Here is a 19045-nt window from a genome sequence, read left to right as displayed (position 1 = left end):
TCCCCGTTGCGAACGGAACAGCGAGAACCACGGGGGGTCCGCATGCGGGCGGGTAGGGGAATGATCGGAGTCGCGGGGGCCGGAGTGCTCGCGTTGGTCGTGACGGCCTGTGGGACGGGCGGCTCGGACTCGGGGACGGATTCCGGCAAGGGAACGAGTGAACCCGCCGCGCCGACCGCGCTGTCGGTGGAGACGACCGCACGGAACGCGACATGGACCTTCCGGAGCGCGACGCATCAGCTGAAGGTCGCGCCCAAGCGGCTCGCGCGCGGCAGCGCGGCGGACCTCGCGGACGCACACCTGGACGAGGATCTGAAGGGCAAGATCCCGTACTACCTGACCGTCACCTACACCAACACCGGCTCGGCGGCGCTGAGCCAACCCGCCCCGCAGGCGAACTTCACGGTCGCCCTCGCGGACGGCACGCCCGGCGACGCGGTCTCCCTGTGGAGCTCGAACCCCCTTGCCACCGAGTCGGGTTCGTCCCTGCCGGACAACTGCGACAAGACCGGTCCCGGTTCCGTCGCCGCGGGCGCCACGGCCACGGTGTGCCAGATCGTCATGCTGCCCGAGGGGCATGAGCCCGCCACCGTCGCCTACGCCGACGACGCGAGCGACACCCACCTGTGGAAGGTCGGCGACGGCAAGGGCGACGACGACGGGGGCCGGCTGCTGGCCGCGGGCACGACCGGCTCCTCGTCGTACGAGGACGTCACCACCAAGGGCGTCGCCGTGCCGATCAAGGTCACCCCGAAGAGCGCGCGGGCCGGGAGCATCGCGGACCTCGGCGACTACGACCTGAGCGACGAGCAGAAGAAGCTGGTGCCCTGGTACGTGACGCTGGCGTACCGCAACGCCGGCAAGGTGAAACTCCTGCCGGCCATGGACACCGGCGTGGGCCTGCGCACCGCCGGAGGCCGCGAAATCCAGCCGGTACCTCTGCTCGACTTCTCCGGCTCGGCGGAGGGCGAGGGCATCGACCAGTGCCGGGGCAGCGTCCCCAACACCCGCCTGGAGCCGAACTCCGCCCTGACCCTCTGCACCATCCACCTGCTCCCGAAGGGCGATCGTCCGGCGATGATCTCGTTCACGGGCGAGGGCAAGGGCGCGACGACGCTGATGTGGCGCGCGGGTTAGAGGCCGCAGCGCGCGGGAACGGGCCCGGACGTCCACGAGGCGTCCGGGCCCCCCGTTTTTCGGCGGCCGTGCGGCCCGTTCCCGATCAGCGTGTGTCCCCCAGTGACACGAGCAACGCGCGCAGCAGGGTGTTGAGTTGTTCGGAGTCCTCGAGGCCGAGGCCCGACAGGAGCTTGCGCTGGTTGGCCACGTGGCCCTCCACCACGTCGTCGACCCGCGCGCGGCCCTCCTCGGTGAGGGCGATGTGCAGGCTGCGGCGGTCGCCGGGTACGGCCTCGCGGGTGACGAGGCCCTGGGCGACCAGGCGGTCCACGCGGTTGGTCAGGGCGGCGGAGCCGATCATGACGCCGGCGGCCAGCTCCTTCGCGGTGAGCGCTCTGTTGCTCCGCCGCAGGGTGGCGAGGACGTCGAACTCCCAGGTCTCCATGCCGTGCTGGGCGAAGTAGTCCTTGAGCCCGGCGCCGACGAGCCGGGAGAGTCGCATGACGCGCCCGACGGTCCCCATGGCGTCGAGGTCCAAGTCGGTGCGCAGGGCGGCCCATTGGTCGAGGAAATCGTCGACGGAGTCGCGCATGACGGTCACCTCCCCTTCATTATTTCGATGTCAAACCGTTTGACTAAGTTCTAGCGTACTGCTTAGCTTCTCGATGTCAGATAGTTCGACGTCGAAAGGCCGGATCGTGACGACCGCAGAGGCAGATCATTCCACCGTGGCGCGGCTCATCCGCACGCGCCGCAGTGTCCGCCACTACCGGCCGGATCCCGTCCCCGCCCCGCTGCTGCGCGAGCTCACCGACCTGGCGCTGGAAGCACCGTCCAGCTTCAACCTCCAGGCCCGCTCGATCGTGGTGGTGACCGGCGAGGAGGGGCGCCAGGCGCTCACCCGGGCCACCGGAGGCCAGCCGCATCCCCAGGAAGCGCCGGTCATGCTGGTGTTCGTCGCCGAGTCCGCCGCCTGGCGCGAGGACCGCGGCGACATCTGGGAGACCGCCCGCGACAGCGGCGCCTGGTCCGGCAGGTTCGCCGCCGCCTCGCCCGACGACGCCCGCGCCTTCTACGAGGACCCCAGCAGGCGCGGCCTGGAGCGCGAGTACGCGGTCAAGGACGCCATGATCGCCGCGTCGTTCCTGATGGTCGCCGCCGAGGCGGCCGGTCTCGCCACCAGCCCGATGAACGGCTGGGACGAGGAGCAGGTCAAGAAGGCCGTCGGGGTGGACGGCCGGGACGACCTGCACATCGCCCTGCTCATGCCGCTGGGCTACCCGTCCGAGACCCGGCTCCACCCGGGCCGCCGGGACCGCGCGCTGACCTGCTTCAACGAGTCGTACGGCCGCTGAGGCGCTCCGCGAGAACACGTCCGACATTCAATCACCAGCAGTTTCGCCATCAGGGGGGATGGTCTTCATGACCACTGTGAACAAGCTCGTCCAGGTCGCCGGCATCATCGACGCCGCCGAGGCCGACATGTGCATCGCGCAGGGCGCCGACTGGCTCGGCTTCGCGCTGCGGCTGCCGTCCGGCAAGGACGACATCGCCGAGCAGGACGCCGCCGTCATCATCAAGGGCCTCGACGCCCCGCACGCCGGTGTCCTGATCAGCTACCTCACCGACGCCGAGGAGGTCAGCGAGTTCTGCCGCGAGCTCGGTGTGGTGGCCGTCCAGCTGCACGGTGACGTGGCGACGGAGGAACTGCGCCGGCTCAAGGAGATCCGCCCGGAGCTGTTCGTGCTGAAGTCCCTCGTGGTCAAGGAGGACAACGTCGACGAACTGCTGAAGCTCGTCGACGAGACCCACCCGTACGTCGACATGTACATCACCGACACCTTCGACCCGAAGACCGGCGCCAAGGGCGCCACCGGCCTCACCCACGACTGGAGCGTCTCGGCCGAGCTGGTCCGCCGCTCCCCGAAGCCGCTGATGATGGCGGGCGGGCTGAACCCGGAGAACGTCGGCGACGCGATCCGCACGGTCCGCCCCGCCGCCGTGGACGCCCACACCGGCCTCGAGGGCCCCGACGGACGCAAGGACAGCGCCAAGGTCGCGAAGTTCGTCACCGAGGCGCGCCGCGCCTTCGACGACATCGCCTGACCACCCGGGCAGGGGCGGCCGGTCCGGGGACAGCCCGGCCGCCCCGCTGTCCCGCCTGCTCCGTCGTGTCGCGTCCGACCGGGAGCACGCGGCACACCCCGGCGCACCGACGCACACCCGAGGACCACCGAGGAGATCCCGTCGTGACCACCGGCCACAACGTCCACCCCCTGCCGCAGACCGACCAGCTCCGCGCGATGCACACGATCATCCGCGACCGGGACTGCGCCCGCGAGGACTTCGTCTTCTACTCCCGCCGCATCATCCGCCTCCTGCTGGAACACGGCATGGACCTGCTCCCCTTCGAGAAGAAGGAGGTCACCACTCCGGTCGGCACCACCTACCACGGCCTGGAGTTCGCCGCCGAGCTGTGCGGCGTGTCCGTGATCCGGGCCGGCGAGGCCATGGAGGGCGAGCTGCGGGACCTGCTGCCAGGCGTCCGGATCGGCAAGATCCTCATCCAGCGCGACAAGCAGACCAAGCAGCCGCACCTCTACTACAAGCACCTGCCCGCAGACATCGCCGACCGGCACGTACTGCTCCTCGAGCCGATGCTGGCCACCGCGGGATCCGCGCTCGCCGCCGTCGACGTCCTGCTGGAGGCGGGTGTGCGCGAGGACCGCGTCATCATGGTCAACTTCCTGTCCTCGCCCGAGGGGCTGCGCCGTGTCGCCACCGAGCGCCCGCGCGTGCGGATCGTCACCAGTGCCATCGAGGACCGGATGAACGAGCACGCGTTCATGATCCCGGGCATCGGCGACTTCGGGGACCGGTTCTTCGGCACCACCGACTCGGGAGCCCGGACATGAGCGGTCAACGTCTCGCGACCACCTCGGCGATCACCGCCCTCGCGCCCGCCGTGTGGGGCTCCACCTACCTGGTGACCACCGAGTTCCTGCCGCCGGACCGGCCCCTGCTGGCCTCGACCCTGCGGGCGCTGCCCGCCGGTCTGATCCTGCTGGCCGCCACCCGGGTCCTGCCCAAGGGCGTGTGGTGGTGGCGGGCGATCGTGCTCGGCGTCCTGAACATCGGCGCCTTCTTCTACTTCCTGTTCCTGGCCGCCTACCACCTGCCCGGCGGGGTGGCCGCCCTGGTCATGTCGGTGCAGCCGATGATCGTGCTGCTGCTCGGGGCGGTGCTGCTGGGGGACCGCGTCAGGCCCGTGCACGTGGCCTCCTGTGTGATCGCCGCGGGCGGCGTCGCCCTGCTCGTCCTCCAGCCGCAGGCGGGCCTGGACGGCATCGGCGTGACGGCCGGACTGCTCGGCGCGCTGTCCATGGCGGCGGGCATCGTGCTGACCAAGCGGTGGGGCCGGCCCGAGGGCGTCACCCTGCTGACGTTCACCGGCTGGCAGCTCGCCGTCGGAGGCCTCGCCCTGCTGCCCGTCACACTGGCCAGCGAACCGCTGCCGGACCGGCTGACCTGGGAGAACATCGGCGGCTTCGCCTACCTCTGCATCATCGGCGCCCTCATCGCCTACGTCCTGTGGTTCCGCGGTCTGTCCCGGCTGCCGGCGCTCGCGGCCTCGTTCCTGTCGTTCGCCTCGCCGCTGTGTGCCACGGTCCTCGGCTACCTCTTCCTCGACCAGTCACTGCGTCCGCTGCAGCTTGTCGGCGCCGCCGCCGTCGTGGGAGCCGTCGTGCTCGCCCAGCCGCGCGGCAGGAAGCCCGCGCCGCCTCCGGCGACGGAGCCGGCCGTGAGCCGGGTGGCGGACGACGCCCGCGTCCGAGACGCCGTGCCCGGCCGGCCGTAAGCGCGGCGGCGGCGTGCACGAGAAGCGGCGCCGCCCGCACGAGAAGCGGCGCCGCCCACACGAGCGTCGGCCGCGCGCTCACGAGCAGCGACAGCACCTGCACGAGAAGCGACATCGCGCGTACGAGTGGCGTCGCGATGAGTACCGTTAGCGACAACACGTGCACGAAGCGCCACTGTGTGCCTCGGCGGCAACGTCATGCCCACAGAGCACTACCTTGCGTCACCGTGTCACCACGCACACGAGCGGCGCGCGCCAGGGAAGCGCGCGCCGCCGGGTGCGAGCGAGCATCCACACCACCGCCCTGAACGGGCGGATGTCTTCCGGGGGGAAAACACCGTATGAGCACCCGTGCGCCGATATCCGGCGTGTCCCACATGGGCGTCTCGCTGCCCGCTCTCCTTGCCCACCAGGCGCGCCTGCGGGCCGACGACATCGCCGTCACCCTGCCGCAGACCTCCGGGGAGCGGCGGCACCTCACCTTCGGCGGCCTCGACGCCGCCGCCCGCCGGCTCGGCGGCCACCTGGCCCGGCTCGGCGTGGGGCCCGACAGCTGCGTCGGCCTGTTCACCGAGCCGTCCGCCGAGCTGATGACCGGCGTGTGGGGCATCCTCACCGCCGGCGCCGCCTATCTGCCGCTGTCCCCGGACTACCCGGAGGACCGGCTGAGATTCATGGTCGAGGACTCCGGAGCCCGGGTCGTCGTCACCCAGGACCACCTGCGCGAGCGCGCCCTCGCCCTGGTCCCGGCCGGCACCACCGTCGTCACCGCCTCCGACATCCCCGACCTGCCGGCGGCCGAGCTGCCGCAGTCCCGCGGCCACCACCTCGCGTACGTCATCTACACCTCGGGCAGCACCGGCCGCCCCAAGGGCGTGATGATCGAGCAGCGCAGCATCGTCTCCCAGCTGCAGTGGCTCGCCAACTTCGGCCATCTGGGCCCCGACGTGGCGATCCTGCAGAAGACGCCGATGAGCTTCGACGCGGCCCAGTGGGAGATCCTGGCGCCCGTCACCGGCGCCCGGGTCGTGATGGGCACGCCCGGCATCTTCCGCGACCCGGAGGCGATCGTCACGGCGATCTGCGAGCACCGGGTGACCGCCCTGCAGGCGGTGCCGACCCTGCTCCAGGCCCTCGTCGACACCGAGCAGCTCGGCGCCTGCGCCTCGCTCACCCGGGTCTTCTCCGGCGGCGAGGCCCTGACCCGCACCCTCGCCAGGGACCTGTTCGCGGCCCTGCCCGGAGTGTCCGTGGTCAACCTCTACGGGCCCACCGAGACGACGATCAACGCCACCTCGCACTGGATCGACCCCGACACCCTCGACCCCGACGCGGCGGGGGAGGCGCCCAGCGGGATCGTGCCGATCGGCACCCCGGCGGACAACGTCACCTGCTACATCCTCGACGGGAACCGGCAGCCGGTGGACATCGGCGAGAGCGGCGAGCTGTTCCTCGGCGGCGCCCAGGTCGCCCGCGGCTACATCGGCCTGCCCGAGCAGACCGAGGCCCGGTTCGTCACCTCGCCGTTCAACCCGACCGAGCGGCTGTACCGCACCGGCGACCTGTGCCAGTGGAACCCCGACGGCACGATCCAGTTCATGGGCCGCACCGACAACCAGGTCAAACTGCGCGGTTACCGGGTCGAGTTGGAGGAGGTCGCCTCGCGCATCGAGGAGCACTCCTGGGTACGGCGGGCCGCCTCCGTCGTCACCGACGACCCGCGCACCGGCAGCAAGGCCCTCGTCGCCGCCGTGGAACTGAACGAGCGGACCGCGGCCGTCATGGACCAGGGCCGCGGCGACGCCGCCCACCACCAGTCCAAGGCGTCCAAGCTCCAGGTCAGGGCCCAGCTGTCCAACCCGGGCCTGCGCGAGCCGGCCGAGCTGGCGGGCCGCGAGGCCGTCCGGCTGCCCGGCCGCGAAGCGACCGCCGCCCAGCGCCGGGAGGCGTTCGCCCGCAAGACCTACCGTTTCTACGACGGCCCCGCGGTGACCGCCGCCGACGTCCTGGACCTGCTCGCGCCGCGCCCCGCCTCGTCGTACAGCCGACCGCTCACCGAGCTGACGATGACCGAACTCGGGGAGATCCTGCGCTGGTTCGGCCCGTTCCGCAGCGCGGAGCGGCTGCTGCCGAAGTACGCCTACGCCTCGCCGGGCGCCCTGTACGCCACGCAGCTGTACCTGGAGGTCTGCGGGCTGCCCGGCCTGGCGGCCGGCCTGTACTACCACCACCCGGTCGACCACACCCTGGTCCGGATCGGCGACGTGGACGAGGACCTCGCCGCGCCCGGTCTGCGCGTGCACTTCCTCGGCAAGGTGCGGGCGATCGAGCCCGTGTACAAGAACAACATCGCCGAGGTGCTGGAGTTCGAGGCCGGCCACATGGTCGGCGTGTTCGAGGAGGTCCTGCCCGGACACGGCCTGACCATCGGTCCGTACGGCTTCGAACCGGGCGTCAAGGACCGGCTCGACGTGGCCGACGAGGACCTCTACCTGGGCACCTTCGAGATCACCGCCCAGCACGGCCGAACCCGCCCGGACCAGGTGGACCTGTACGTGCAGGCGCACGACGAGCGCGTCCAGGGCCTGGCCGCGGGCCTGTACCGGCACCGGAACGGGGAGTTGGAGCCGCTCGGCTCCGACGTCGTCGAGAAGCGGCACGTCATCGCCATCAACCAGGGGGTGTACGAGCGGGCCGCGTTCGGTGTCAGCGCGGTGGCCCGCACCGACGCCGACTGGCTGCGCTACGTCGTCCTCGGCACCGCGCTGCACCACCTCCAGCGCCGGCCCGGCTTCGGCCTCATGTCCTCCGGCTACTCCTCCAAGTCGGGCCACCCGCTGCCCGCCTCGCGCCGCCTCGACGACCTGCTGGCCGCCGCCGGCGAACCGGCCGCGCCCGCCTCGTACTTCTTCGTCGGCGGCCGGATCAGCGGCGAACAGGCCGGGCACGAGGGCATGAACGAGGACGCCGTGCACACCAAGGGCCCGGCCGAGATGATCCGCGACGACCTCGCCCGGTTCCTGCCCGACTACATGATCCCGGCCCGGGTGCTGGTGGTGAACGAGCTGCCGCTGACCGCCAACGGCAAGATCGACGCCAAGGCCACCGCCCGGCTCCCGGAGATCGCCCAGGCCCGCACCTCCGCCGCGTACGTGGCGCCCGCGACCGCGACCGAGCACTGGCTGGCCGGCGAGTGGGGCCGCGCGCTGAAGTACGAGGACGTCTCCACCCAGGACGAGTTCTTCGCCTCCGGAGGCAACTCCCTGCACGCGGTGGCGCTGGTCAACCGGATCAACCGGGAGTTCGGCATCACCCTGCCGCTCCAGGTGGTCTTCGAGTCCCCGAAGCTCGCGGACCTCGCCGCCCGTGTCGACGAGGGCGCCCCGAGCCGGGTCTCCCGTCTCGTGCCGCTGCACCCCGGCGACGCCCCCGACCGTCCGGTGTTCTGCTGGCCGGGCCTGGGTGGCTACCCGATGAACCTGCGCCTGCTCGGCCGCGAGGCCGCAGCCGACCGCCCCTTCTACGGCGTCCAGGCGCACGGCATCAACCCGGGCGAGATGCCGTACGGCACGATCCGCGAGATGGCGATGGCCGACGTGGCCGAGATCCGCCGGACCCAGCCTTCGGGGCCGTACACGCTGTGGGGCTACTCGTTCGGCGCGCGGGTGGCGTTCGAGGCGGCCTGGCAGCTGGAGCAGTTCGGCGAGAAGGTCGACCGGCTGCTGCTGATCTGCCCCGGCAACCCGCGGGTGCGCACCGAGGACGGCCGGCAGTGGGGCCGTGAGGCCTCGTACGCCAACCCCGCCTATGTGACCATCCTGTTCTCCGTCTTCACGGGCACGATCCACGGACCGGAGCTGCGGGAGTGCCTGACCCGCGCGGTCGACGAGGACTCCTTCGTCGGGTACGTGGCCGGTCTGCTGCCCGAACTCGGCGCGGAAACGATCCGCCGGATCACCCGGATCGTCACGGAGACCTACGAGTTCGAGTACAGCTTCCGCGAGCTGCGCGAGCGCCGCATCGAGGCGCCCGTCACGATCTTCAAGGCGCGCGGCGACGACTACTCCTTCGTGGAGGACAGCTCCGGCTACTCCGCCGCACCGCCGCGGATCGTCGAGCTCGACGGCGACCACTACGCCGTACTGAAGCCGCACGGCGTGTCGGAACTCGTCGCCGCCATCCATGACGTGACCGGCCCCCGGTAGCCGTCCGTCCCCACCCACTCCTCGCCCCCGTGTGACATCCCCCGCCACGGGGGCGAGGCCCCACCGAAAGGAACCGTGCGATGCCGCACGTCAGCATCAGGCACTGGCCGCGCACCTTCACCGACGCCGAGAAGTCCGACCTGGTCGCGGAGCTGACCGAGACGATCACCAGGGGTTTCGGCTGCGAGCCCGGCGCGGTGTCGATCGCGGTGGAGGCGGTCGAGCCCTCCCGCTGGACCGACCGGGTGCAGGTGCCCGAACTCGAGGAACGCGCCCACCTGTTGTGGAAGCAGCCGAACTACTCCCAGCCGATTCCCAGTGAAGGAACCCGATGAGCACGAGTCCGACCATCCCCCTCGTCTTCACCGAAGAGGTCCGCGAGGCCCTGCACGAGGGCCGGCCGGTCGTCGCGCTGGAGTCCAACGTCATCACGCACGGCCTGAAGTACCCGCACAACGCCGAGACCGCCCACCTGGTCGAGGCCGCCGTCCGCAAGGGCGGCTCGGTGCCGGCGACGATCTGCGTCGAGGACGGGGCGATCCGGGTCGGCATGACCGAGCGGGACATCGAGCGGTTCGCGTCGGAGTCCGGCATCCCGAAGGTGTCCAGCCGCGACCTGCCGATCGTGCTGGCCGGCGGCGGCCGGGGCGCGACCACCGTCGCCTCCTCGCTGGTGGCCGCCGAACTCGCCGGCATCCCGTTCTTCTCCTCCGCGGGGCTCGGCGGGGTGCACCGGGGCGCCGAGACCACCATGGACGTCTCCTCCGACCTGATCCAGCTCACCCGCTCCAGGGTGGCCGTGGTGTGCGCCGGCGCGAAGATGATCCTCGACCTGAAGCTGACCATGGAGTACCTGGAGACGCAGTGCGTCCCGGTCGTCTCCCACGGCTCCGACGACTTCCCCGCGTTCTACTGCGCCTCCAGCGGCGTGCGGTCCCCGCACCGCGTCGACGACGAGGACCTGATCGCCCGGGCGGTCGCCCTGCACTGGGCGGCCGGCCACCCCGGCGGCTTCGTCGTCACCACCCCGCCCCGCGCCGAGGACGCCGTCGACGCCGCCGAGGCGGAGGCCGCGATCACCGACGCGCTCGCCCAGGCCGAGCGCGACGGTGTCACCGGCCAGGGCCTCACCAAGTACCTGATGCACGCGGTCGACCGGGCCACCGGCGGCCGTACCGCCCAGGCCAACATGGCCGTCCTGATCTCCACCGCCGAGGTCGGGGGCCGGATGGCCGCCGCGTACGCCCGCTTCCGTGCCGACCACTCCTGACCACCCGAATTCCCAGGGAGACCATCCACATGACCTCGCTGTTCGACTCCGTGACCTTCGGCAAGATCCCGCTGGCCAACCGCCTGGTGATGGCGCCGATGACCCGCAACCGCGCCAAGGCCTGCGGCGGCGCGACCGAGCTGATGGCCCGGTACTACGCCCAGCGCGCCTCCGCCGGGCTGATCATCACCGAGGGCGTGCAGCCCTCCCAGGTCGGCCAGGGCTTCCTGAACACGCCCGGCCTGCACCACCCCGAGCAGGTCGCGTCCTGGCGCGCGGTCACCGACGCCGTGCACGCCGAGGGCGGCCGGATCGTGGCCCAGCTGATGCACGCCGGCCGGATCGGCCACCCCTCGCTGTACGACAGCGCCCACACCTCCGTCGCCCCCTCGCCGGTGGCCGCGACCGGCCAGTGCTTCACCCCCGGGGGCATGCAGGACTACCCCGTCCCGCACGAGCTGACGGCCGACGAGATCGCCGCCACCGTGGCGGACTTCGCCGCCGCCGCCCGCAACGCCGTCGAGGCCGGCTTCGACGGTGTGCAGATCCACGCGGGCAACGGCTTCCTGCTGCACCAGTTCCTCGCCGAGAACACCAACCACCGCACCGACGCCTACGGCGGCTCGCTCGCGAACCGGATCCGCTTCACCGTCGAGGTCACCGAGGCCGTCGTCGCCGCGATCGGCAACGAGCGCACCAGCGTGCGGATCTCGCCCGGCAACACCTACAACGACATCGCCGAGGGTGACACCGAGGCCCTGTACGCGGCCCTGGTCCCGGCGCTGCCGGAGCTGGCGTTCCTGGAGGTGTGCGAGATCGTCGCCCGCCCGGTGACGCGGGCGGTCCGTGACCTGTGGCGGGGCAGCCTGGTGGTGAACCCGCACGCCACCCCCGACTCCTTCCCGGCCACCGCGAAGACCGCGCAGGAGGTGCTGGACGAGGGCCTGGCGGACGCCGTGTCGCTCGGTGCGCTGTTCCTCGCCAACCCCGACCTGCCCGCCCGGATCGCGGCCGACGGGCCCCTCAACGCGGCCGACGAGTCCACGTTCTACGGCGGCGACCACCGCGGCTACACCGACTACCCCGCCCTCGACCGGTGAGGGCCGACCGCAACAGCGAGCGCACCCTGCTCCTCTTCGCCGGCCGGGCCCACCCGGACCTGGCCGGCAAGGTCGCCGCCGAACTGGGCGCGCGCCTGGTGCCCACCCAGGCCCGGGACTTCGCCAACGGCGAGATCTACGTCCGCTACGAGGAGTCGGTGCGGGGCGCGGACTGCTTCGTCATCCAGTCCCACACCGCGCCCATCAACACGTGGATCATGGAACAGCTCATCATGATCGACGCGTTGAAGCGGGCCTCCGCGCGCAGCATCACCGTCGTCGCCCCGTTCTACGGCTACTCGCGGCAGGACAAGAAGCACAAGGGCCGTGAGCCGATCTCGGCCCGGCTGCTCGCGGACCTGGTGGCGACGGCGGGCGCCGACCGGATCATCACCGTCGACCTGCACACCGACCAGATCGCGGGCTTCTTCGACGGCCCGATGGACCACCTGTTCGCCCTGCCGACGCTGGCCGACCACATCGCGGCCGGGACGGACCACTCCCGGCTCACCGTGGTCTCGCCGGACGCCGGCCGGGTGCGGGTCGCCGACCGGTGGTGCGACCGGCTCGGCACCCCGCTGGCGATCGTCCACAAGAAGCGGGACAAGGACGTGGCCCACCAGGTCAGCGTGCACGAGGTGGTGGGCGAGGTCGAGGGCCGGGTGTGCGTGCTGGTCGACGACATGGTCGACACCGCGGGCACCATCTGCGCGGCGGCCGACGCGCTGTACGACGGCGGTGCCGAGGACGTGATCGTGGCGGCCACGCACGGCATCCTGTCCGGCCCGGCTGTGGACCGGCTGAAGAACTCGCGGGTCAGCCGCTTCGTGTTCACCGACACCCTGCCGACGGCCGCCGCGACCGGCCTGGACAAGGTGCAGGTGCTGTCGATCGCCCCCGTGATCGCCCACGCGATCCGGGAGATCTTCGAGAACGGCTCGGTGACGAGCCTCCTCGACGACCTGTGACCGGACCGGTCGCCTGACCCGCCCTGGGTCCGCCGGCCGGAGGCTAGCGGCCGGTGGGGGTCGCGGAGTGCGTGAACTGCGTGGTGTGCTGCGCCGTTCTGGGCTCCGTGGCCCTCGCCGGACCGGCGTTGGCCGCCAGCACCAGCGCGACGACCGCGACGACGGCGGCGACGATGCCCCTGGCGTAACGCTCGGTGGTACTGGTGCGGTCAAGCACGACGACCTCGCAGCGGCGACAACGACAACAACGGCTCCGAAAACAAACACAGGCGGCGTATTAAGCGCGCTTAATACGCCGTTTAACCTAGGGGCTTGCGTAGTCGAACGGCAAGAGGCACCAGGGGAGTTGGCCAGTGTCGGAGCGCGACGACCCGGTGACGATCGGGCGCAGGGTGCAGCAGCTGCGGGTGGACCGCGGCCTGACCCAGAAACAGGTGGCCGAACCGGCCTACACACCCGCCTACATCTCCACCCTGGAGGCCGGCCGCGTCCGCCCCTCCGACGAGGCGCTCAGGCACCTCGCCGACCGGCTCGGCGTCGGCTTCGAGGAGCTCGCGACCGGCCGCCCGGCCCATCTGGTCACCGAACTGCGGCTGCGGCTGACCGGAGCCCAGCGCACCCTGGCGACCGGCGCCACCGAGGCCGCGGCCGAGGGGTTCGCCGCGGTCCTCACCGAGGCCACGGCCCACGGTGTGGCCGGCGAGCGGGCGGACGCCCTCCTCGGACTCGGCGAGTGCGCCGTCGACACCGGCGAACTGGCCACGGCCCGGTTCCACTTCGAGCAGGCCGAGGAGGTTCTCGCCTCCGCCGGCGCGCCCCTGCCCGCCCGCGTCCCGGCGATCCGGGGCCGAGCCGTCTCCCACTACCTCGGCGGCGAACTCCGGTACGCCGTCTACCTGCTGGAGTCCACCCTCGACGAGCTCAACCGCGGCGGCCTGCACGACCCCGACGCGCTGCTCCTCCTCTACGCCAGCGTCATCGGCCCCTACATGGACATGGGCGCCCACGCCCGCGCGGCCCAGGCCGCCGAACTCGCCCTCGCCCTCGCACCCCGGGCCGGCGACCCCGCCCTGGTGGCCCGGATGCACCGCTCGGTCGCCCGCACCCTGCTCGCCGAGGGCCGTACCGCCGAGGCCGACGCCTCGCTCGCCAAGGCGGCCGAGCTGTACCGGCAGCTGCAGATCCGCACCGAGCTCGCCCACTGCCACTGGATGCGCGGGTACGTCTGTGCGCAGAACGGCGAACTGGAGCGCGCCGAGGCCGAGTTGCGGCAGGCTCTCGAGATGCTGTCCGCCAAGCGGGCGGCCCTCTACTCCAGCCAGGTCGCGGTCGAGCTGGCCGACGTGCTGCACCGGCGCGGCAGGTCCGAGGACGCCGCCGCCCTCCTGCACGACGTGCTCAGCGAGTTCACCGCCGAACGCGGCGCCCTGCACTCCGCGGCCGCCCATCGCCTGCTCGGCATCATCGCCGAGGACGCCCGCGACACCGAGGCCGCCGAGGAGCACTACGTGCGCGCCCTGAGCCTGCTGGAGCGGGCGGGCGCCGCCGGTGACCTGGCCGACCTGTGCCGGCTGCTGGGGGACCTGCTGCGCCGCACCGGCCGGGTGGAGGCCGCGCTGGACGCCTACCGGACGGGCCTCGGGCACCGTACGGCTCCCGGGACGACCACCCTCGGGCCCGCGCCCGCACAGCCTCCTCTGTGACGGCACCGGGGCGGCGCACAGCCGCCCCGCATAACGTGCCCGCGACACCGACGGCAGGGCGGGGCACGTGCATGACCAACGGACGGCGGGCGACGGCCTGCGGCTCGCCGTGCGCGTGCTCCTTCACACCGTGTTCGGCGGCGCCGCGCTGCTCGCCGTCGTCACGGTCGCCTCCGTGCTCGGGCCGACGCTCGCGCTCGACCTGTTCACCGAAATCGAGGTGCGCGGCGACGACCCGCCGCCGGTCGGCACCTGGGTCACCGTCACCGGGACGTGGCACCCCGAGGGGAAGCTCGGCACGGACGCGGCCTGGCCCGCGGTCCTCGACGTGGCGTCCGTGCGACGGGTGAGGCAGCCGGCGGATCCCTACGAGCAGCGGTGACCGCGGCCTGGGGGGCGGGGCGTGTGGACCGGGTACTCGACGGGCGATCGCCCCGGCACTGTCAGGTCCCCCCGCAGGGAGGCCCGCCGTGACGGACTCACCTTCCACGCCTTCTCCCCGCGGGCCCTGAGCCGGAGAGAAGAGCCGCGGTCTCCCCTGCCTGCCCCCTGCGCTGCTCGGTCACGCTGCGCGCCCGGGCCCCGTCCCGCCCCCGTCCCGCCCCCGTCCCGCCCCCGTCCCGCCCCCGTCCCGTCCCCCGCACCGCCGCCGACGAGCTCGTCGACCGGTTCGTCCCGCGGCCGTACGAGGGGGGCGAGGGCCCCTGCCTGAAGACGCTGCGCACCGGCGTGCCCACCACGCCGACGACGTCTCCGGCGTTCTGAGCATCATCCGTGCCTCGCGGCACCGGAACGTGAAACCGCGCGCACTCGCCGCGGACCCCGTCACGAAGGTCGGCGGGCAGCCGCCCGCGGTCCGCCCGCCGGTGCCCCGGATCCCGCCGCCGGGGGAGGCGGTTCCGGTGCGTTTCGCCCGTCGGACCAGGGGTAGTCGGGCGAGGCCCGAGTGCGGGCCGCCGAGCGTCGTGTGCCCTGCTCAGACCGAGCCCGCCCCGGAGACCGACGGACGTTGATGGCCGCGCTGAGGTGAAGGAGGCGGTGGCCGTGGGGCCCAGGGACGACCGCGACGGCGTTCCCGGCGACAACCGCGATCGTGACGATGCGCCGAACAACGACGAGGCCCCCACCCCACCCGGCACCCACCACCCCCGACGCTCCCCTGCCGACCGCTCCCCCGACCAGGAGGCGGAGCGGATCCCCCGCCGGGAGGCGAAGCCCCGGCGGCGCGACGGGGCCGGCGAACCCCGGGTCCCCGACCGGCAGGCCGAGTCCCGGTTCCCCGGCCGAAAGGCGGAGCCCGGGCGGCGCGACGGAGCCGGCGCCCTCGGGGTCCCCGACCAGGTGACCGAGCCCCGGCGGCGCGACCGGGACGGCGGGGCCCGGCCCCCCGGCCGAAAGGCCGAGCCTGCGCGGCGCGACGGAGCCGGCGCCCTCGGGGTCCCCGACCAGGTGACCGAGCCCCGGCGGCGCGACCGGGACGGCGGGGCCCGGCCCCCCGGCCGGGAGGACGAACCCCGGTCCCCTGACCGGGACGGCGGGGCCCGGCGCCCCGGCCGGGAGGAGGAACCTCGATCCCCTGACCGGGACGGCGCCCCCCAGCTCGCCGGAGGTGACGGCGAACCCCGGTCCCCTGACCGGCACGGCGGGGCTCGGCCCCCCGGCCGGGACGGCGCACCCCAGCTCGCCGGAGGAGATGGTGAACGCCGGTGGTCCGGCCCCGGCGACGCCCCCCGCCTGTCGGCACCTCGCGGTGAGCGGGATCGGCCGCGGGCTGCCGATGTGATCGCGGACGGTGTGCGGGGGGCCGGGCCCGCCGAGATCCCGGGGCGGCTGTGCGGGGTGGCCGTCACGCTGCTGCCCGTGGTCGGCGCGAGCGTGTCGTTGCGCAGTGACGGGATGCCGGTCCAGCTGAGCGCGAGCAGCGAGAAGGCCGCCCACCTGTCGGAGGTCCAGGCCACCCTGGGCGACGGGCCCTGCATGTACGCCGCGGAGATCGGCGCGCCCGTGCTCGCCTCCGACCTGGTGGCCGGCCGGGACGCCCGTCGCTGGCCGGTCTTCGCCCGGGAGGCCACGGCCGCCGGGGTGCGGGCGGTGTACTCGCTGCCGTTGGGGAACGAGGCCGTGTGCGTGGGCACGCTCGACCTCTACCGTGACACCCCCGGCGAGCTCTCCCTCCGCGACCTGCGCACCGCGCAGCTCGTGGCGAGTGTCATGACGACGGCCCTCATGGCCCTGCCCCGGGGCGAGGAGAACGGACCGGGAGGAGAGGAGTCGTGGTTGAGCGGTCTGGCCACCGACCACGACGAGATCTACCAGGCCGTCGGCATGATGATGGTGCAGCTCGGCGTCGGCTCGGACGAGGCGCTGGCCAGGCTGCGCGCCCACGCCTTCGTGCACGACCGCACCGCCCTCGAGGTGGCGCACGACGTGGTCTCGCACAGGTGGAGGTTCATCCCTGACTGAGCACCCCGGCTAGACCTCGACCGGCTAGACCTCGACCCGCCCCTGCTTGCGCACCTCCGTCAGGCGCTGTGCCGCGAGCTGTACGACCGCCTGCGTGACCTCCGGGTACACCTCGCCGAAGCCGCCGTAGGTGAGGGCCATCGCGTCGTCGCCGACCCGGACCGCGGCGACGTCCAGGGTGAACGAGGCGGGCTCGCCGTCGGCCGTCTCGCCGGACACGACGAGCCGCAGCCCCTGCCGGTTGTCACCGACCCGCGGCAGCGTGGCCTCGGTGACCTCGACCTCGTGCGCACCGCTCCCGGTCTTCGCCGTGAACCGCGCACACCGCTTCGGCAGCGTCCTCAGCCAGGCCAGCGTGCGGTCCACGTCCGCGGCGGGCCGGGCGACGACCTGCTGGCGCAGCTGGGTCTGGTTCCACTCCTCGTCGAGCACCAGCACCGCCCGGGGCCGGGCGTCCGCGCCGAACGGCTCCTCGGCGTAGAGGGTGTCCAGCAGGCGGCGGCAGTCCGGACGGTCCGTGGTCGCCTTGAGCACGACGTCGTGCCAGGTGGCGGCGCCCTGCGTCGGCGTCCACGCCTCGCCGAGATCGGTGTCCGTGATCAGCGCGGCCTGTGCCTGCGCCGGGGTGAGCGCGGGGGAGGCGCCCGGTGACCGGCCCTTCTCGGGCGGTGCGGCCGACGTGGTCGTGGCCGTGAGGTCGGGCCGCTCGGCGGTCGGCGGGCTGGTGAGGGCGGAGCAGGCGGCCGAGGCCAGGAGGACACCGACCGTCAGCGCGGAAGCGGTGAGGACACGGGCCGGGGGTGGGGTCATCGAGGTCCCTCCTGGGGGCTGCCAAGATCGAGTGCGCCCTCTTACGGCACCACCACGTCCGACGGTCCACCAGCGAGCCGGGCCGTCCGGGTGAGCGGCGCGGCGCCCGGACGGCCCGGCGGCGCGAAAACCCGTCGCCCCGCTCCCCCGCCCGCTGTTAAGGTCCCGCCATGCAGCGCGCCCACGCAGGACCCGTGTCCTCCACGACGACGCCGGAGAGTGTCCCGGCGCGCTGACAGCTGACCCAGTCGAAGCCCCGGGGCGAGTGCCCCGGGGCTTCGTCGTGCGGGTGCTCGTCCCCGGTCACCGTGAGGAGAGCCCGCCATGCACGACCACCGCCGACTCGGCCGTGAACTCGACCTGTTCGACACCGACCCGCTGATGGGCGCGGGCCTGCCCTACTGGCTCCCCGACGGGGCCGTCGTACGGCACACCCTGGAGGAGTACGTCCGGGAGGTGGAACGCGCCGCCGGCTACCGGCACGTGTACTCACCCGTGCTCGGCAAGCGGGAGCTGTACGAGATCTCGGGGCACTGGACCCACTACGGCGACGACATGTTCCCGCCGATGCGGCTGGGCGCGGAGGAGGTCGTCCTGCGCCCCAGTCTCTGCCCCCACCACGCCCTCGTCTACCGCTCCCGCTCCCACAGCTACCGCGAACTCCCTCTGCGGATCGCCGAGTCGGGCGGCATGTACCGCTCCGAGCTGTCGGGCGTGCTCGGCGGTCTGACCCGGGTGCGGGCCATCCAGCTCAACGACGCGCACATCTTCTGCACCCTGGACCAGGTTGTGGACGAGGCCGCCGCCGCCCTGGAACTCATCGGCCGCGCCTACGCCGATCTCGGCATCCGCGCCACCCGTCACCGGCTCTCCCTCCCCGGCGAGGGCGGCAAGTACGTCGCCGACCCGGACCTGTGGCGGCGGGCCACCGGACTGCTCGAGCAGGTGCTCGACGCCGCCGGCGTGGACTACGAGGCCGCCGAGGGCGAGGCGGCCTTCTACGGCCCCAAGATCGACGTCCAGATCACCGACCCCGCCGGCCGCGAATCCACCCTCTCCACCATCCAGATCGACTTCCACCAGCCCGAACGCTTCGACCTGCACTACATCGGCGCCGACGGGGCGAAACACCGGCCGGTCATGGTGCACCGCAGCATCATCGGCAGTGTGGAACGGGCGGTCGCGCACCTTCTGGAACAGCACGGCGGCGCGTTCCCGGCCTGGCTGGCCCCCGTGCAGTTGGTGGTGCTGCCGGTGGCCGACGCGCAGGTCGAGCAGGCGGGGGAGATCGTACGGCGGGCTCTGGCACGGGGTCTGCGGGCCGAACTCGCCGGACCCGGCCAGGGCACCCTGGGCGCCCGGATCAGGGAGGCGCGGCTGGTGCCGTACCAGGCGGTGGTCGGGGAGCGGGAGGCCGAGGACGGTCTGGCGGCCGTACGGCTGCGGGACGGGAGCCGGCCGGGGGCCCTGCCGGTCGGGGAGCTGCTGGACCGGATCGGCGCCCGTGTCGGTGATCGCGGGGTCGGACTGTGGGCGGCTGCGTAAGGT

Annotated in this window: 17 protein-coding genes; 14 read left to right on the top strand and 3 right to left on the bottom strand. The window is 72.8% G+C overall.

Annotation, left to right across the window (positions count from 1 at the left end):
* Positions 1 to 60: 60 nt before the first annotated feature.
* The gene (locus tag AQJ84_RS16300) at positions 61 to 1137 is read left to right on the top strand and encodes a hypothetical protein (RefSeq protein ID WP_030042110.1); all 1077 of its coding nucleotides are present in this window, start codon (positions 61 to 63) and stop codon (positions 1135 to 1137) included.
* An 85-nt stretch (positions 1138 to 1222) separates the two neighbouring features.
* On the opposite strand, the gene AQJ84_RS16295 is transcribed toward AQJ84_RS16300, so the two are convergent.
* Complete coding sequence (locus AQJ84_RS16295; RefSeq protein WP_030042109.1) at positions 1223 to 1711, bottom strand: MarR family winged helix-turn-helix transcriptional regulator; 489 nt, start codon at positions 1709 to 1711, stop codon at positions 1223 to 1225.
* 136 nt (positions 1712 to 1847) lie between these two features.
* On the opposite strand from AQJ84_RS16295, the gene AQJ84_RS16290 reads away from it, so the two are divergent.
* The 9 genes from AQJ84_RS16290 (at position 1848) to AQJ84_RS16250 (ending at position 12521) form a co-directional block, all read left to right on the top strand.
* Positions 1848 to 2474, top strand: a complete 627-nt coding sequence (locus tag AQJ84_RS16290) for a nitroreductase family protein (protein WP_225877317.1) — start codon at positions 1848 to 1850, stop codon at positions 2472 to 2474.
* 67 nt (positions 2475 to 2541) lie between these two features.
* Positions 2542 to 3225, top strand: coding sequence for a phosphoribosylanthranilate isomerase (locus tag AQJ84_RS16285; RefSeq protein ID WP_030042107.1), 684 nt, complete (start codon positions 2542 to 2544; stop codon positions 3223 to 3225).
* 143 nt (positions 3226 to 3368) lie between these two features.
* Positions 3369 to 4034, top strand: coding sequence for a uracil phosphoribosyltransferase (upp, locus tag AQJ84_RS16280; protein ID WP_030042106.1), 666 nt, complete (start codon positions 3369 to 3371; stop codon positions 4032 to 4034).
* On the top strand, positions 4031 to 4978 hold the full coding sequence (locus AQJ84_RS16275; RefSeq protein ID WP_053190233.1) for an EamA family transporter: 948 nt from the start codon (positions 4031 to 4033) through the stop codon (positions 4976 to 4978). The genes upp and AQJ84_RS16275 overlap by 4 nt, the downstream gene beginning before the upstream one ends.
* A gap of 341 nt (positions 4979 to 5319) precedes the next feature.
* The gene (locus AQJ84_RS16270; protein WP_053190232.1) at positions 5320 to 9183 is read left to right on the top strand and encodes a non-ribosomal peptide synthetase family protein; all 3864 of its coding nucleotides are present in this window, start codon (positions 5320 to 5322) and stop codon (positions 9181 to 9183) included.
* A gap of 80 nt (positions 9184 to 9263) precedes the next feature.
* Positions 9264 to 9518, top strand: coding sequence for a tautomerase family protein (locus tag AQJ84_RS16265; protein ID WP_030042102.1), 255 nt, complete (start codon positions 9264 to 9266; stop codon positions 9516 to 9518).
* Positions 9515 to 10453: a pseudouridine-5'-phosphate glycosidase gene (locus AQJ84_RS16260; RefSeq protein WP_030042101.1), complete on the top strand. Its 939-nt coding sequence runs from the start codon at positions 9515 to 9517 to the stop codon at positions 10451 to 10453. The genes AQJ84_RS16265 and AQJ84_RS16260 overlap by 4 nt, the downstream gene beginning before the upstream one ends.
* A 29-nt stretch (positions 10454 to 10482) precedes the next feature.
* Positions 10483 to 11553, top strand: coding sequence for an alkene reductase (locus tag AQJ84_RS16255; protein ID WP_053190231.1), 1071 nt, complete (start codon positions 10483 to 10485; stop codon positions 11551 to 11553).
* Complete coding sequence (locus AQJ84_RS16250) at positions 11550 to 12521, top strand: ribose-phosphate diphosphokinase (protein WP_030042098.1); 972 nt, start codon at positions 11550 to 11552, stop codon at positions 12519 to 12521. Before AQJ84_RS16255 ends, AQJ84_RS16250 begins: the two co-directional genes overlap by 4 nt.
* 43 nt (positions 12522 to 12564) lie before the next feature.
* Here the strand turns inward: AQJ84_RS16250 and AQJ84_RS43480 are convergent, their stop codons facing one another.
* The gene (locus AQJ84_RS43480) at positions 12565 to 12738 is read right to left on the bottom strand and encodes a hypothetical protein (protein WP_164873115.1); all 174 of its coding nucleotides are present in this window, start codon (positions 12736 to 12738) and stop codon (positions 12565 to 12567) included.
* Positions 12739 to 12874: 136 nt separating this feature from the next.
* Between AQJ84_RS43480 and AQJ84_RS16245 the strand changes: the two genes are divergently transcribed.
* The 3 genes from AQJ84_RS16245 to AQJ84_RS44975 all read left to right on the top strand — a co-directional run bounded on the left by AQJ84_RS16245 (position 12875) and on the right by AQJ84_RS44975 (position 16687).
* A complete protein-coding gene (locus AQJ84_RS16245; protein ID WP_030042097.1) occupies positions 12875 to 14224 on the top strand; it encodes a helix-turn-helix domain-containing protein in 1350 nt (449 codons plus the stop codon).
* Between the two features lie 67 nt (positions 14225 to 14291).
* The gene (locus AQJ84_RS16240) at positions 14292 to 14606 is read left to right on the top strand and encodes a hypothetical protein (RefSeq protein WP_030042096.1); all 315 of its coding nucleotides are present in this window, start codon (positions 14292 to 14294) and stop codon (positions 14604 to 14606) included.
* Between the two features lie 662 nt (positions 14607 to 15268).
* The gene (locus AQJ84_RS44975; protein ID WP_310591797.1) at positions 15269 to 16687 is read left to right on the top strand and encodes a GAF domain-containing protein; all 1419 of its coding nucleotides are present in this window, start codon (positions 15269 to 15271) and stop codon (positions 16685 to 16687) included.
* A gap of 24 nt (positions 16688 to 16711) precedes the next feature.
* Here the strand turns inward: AQJ84_RS44975 and AQJ84_RS16230 are convergent, their stop codons facing one another.
* On the bottom strand, positions 16712 to 17497 hold the full coding sequence (locus tag AQJ84_RS16230; RefSeq protein ID WP_030045908.1) for a hypothetical protein: 786 nt from the start codon (positions 17495 to 17497) through the stop codon (positions 16712 to 16714).
* A gap of 324 nt (positions 17498 to 17821) precedes the next feature.
* Between AQJ84_RS16230 and thrS the strand changes: the two genes are divergently transcribed.
* Positions 17822 to 19042: a threonine--tRNA ligase gene (thrS, locus tag AQJ84_RS16225; RefSeq protein ID WP_053192899.1), complete on the top strand. Its 1221-nt coding sequence runs from the start codon at positions 17822 to 17824 to the stop codon at positions 19040 to 19042.
* Positions 19043 to 19045: the final 3 nt, after the last annotated feature.

The organism is Streptomyces resistomycificus, from assembly GCF_001514265.1.
GTDB lineage: Bacteria > Actinomycetota > Actinomycetes > Streptomycetales > Streptomycetaceae > Streptomyces > Streptomyces resistomycificus.
The sequence above is the reverse complement of the archived record's forward strand: the minus strand, read 5'-3'. Positions and strand labels throughout refer to the sequence as shown.

Coding starts and splice junctions, on each gene's coding strand:
- AQJ84_RS16300 (WP_030042110.1), top strand. CDS start 61: ATGATCGGAGTCGCGGGGGCCGGAGTGCTCGCGTTGGTCGTGACGGCC.
- AQJ84_RS16295 (WP_030042109.1), bottom strand. CDS start 1,711: ATGCGCGACTCCGTCGACGATTTCCTCGACCAATGGGCCGCCCTGCGC.
- AQJ84_RS16285 (WP_030042107.1), top strand. CDS start 2,542: ATGACCACTGTGAACAAGCTCGTCCAGGTCGCCGGCATCATCGACGCC.
- AQJ84_RS16275 (WP_053190233.1), top strand. CDS start 4,031: ATGAGCGGTCAACGTCTCGCGACCACCTCGGCGATCACCGCCCTCGCG.
- AQJ84_RS16270 (WP_053190232.1), top strand. CDS start 5,320: ATGAGCACCCGTGCGCCGATATCCGGCGTGTCCCACATGGGCGTCTCG.
- AQJ84_RS16265 (WP_030042102.1), top strand. CDS start 9,264: ATGCCGCACGTCAGCATCAGGCACTGGCCGCGCACCTTCACCGACGCC.
- AQJ84_RS16260 (WP_030042101.1), top strand. CDS start 9,515: ATGAGCACGAGTCCGACCATCCCCCTCGTCTTCACCGAAGAGGTCCGC.
- AQJ84_RS16255 (WP_053190231.1), top strand. CDS start 10,483: ATGACCTCGCTGTTCGACTCCGTGACCTTCGGCAAGATCCCGCTGGCC.
- AQJ84_RS16230 (WP_030045908.1), bottom strand. CDS start 17,497: ATGACCCCACCCCCGGCCCGTGTCCTCACCGCTTCCGCGCTGACGGTC.
- thrS (WP_053192899.1), top strand. CDS start 17,822: ATGCACGACCACCGCCGACTCGGCCGTGAACTCGACCTGTTCGACACC.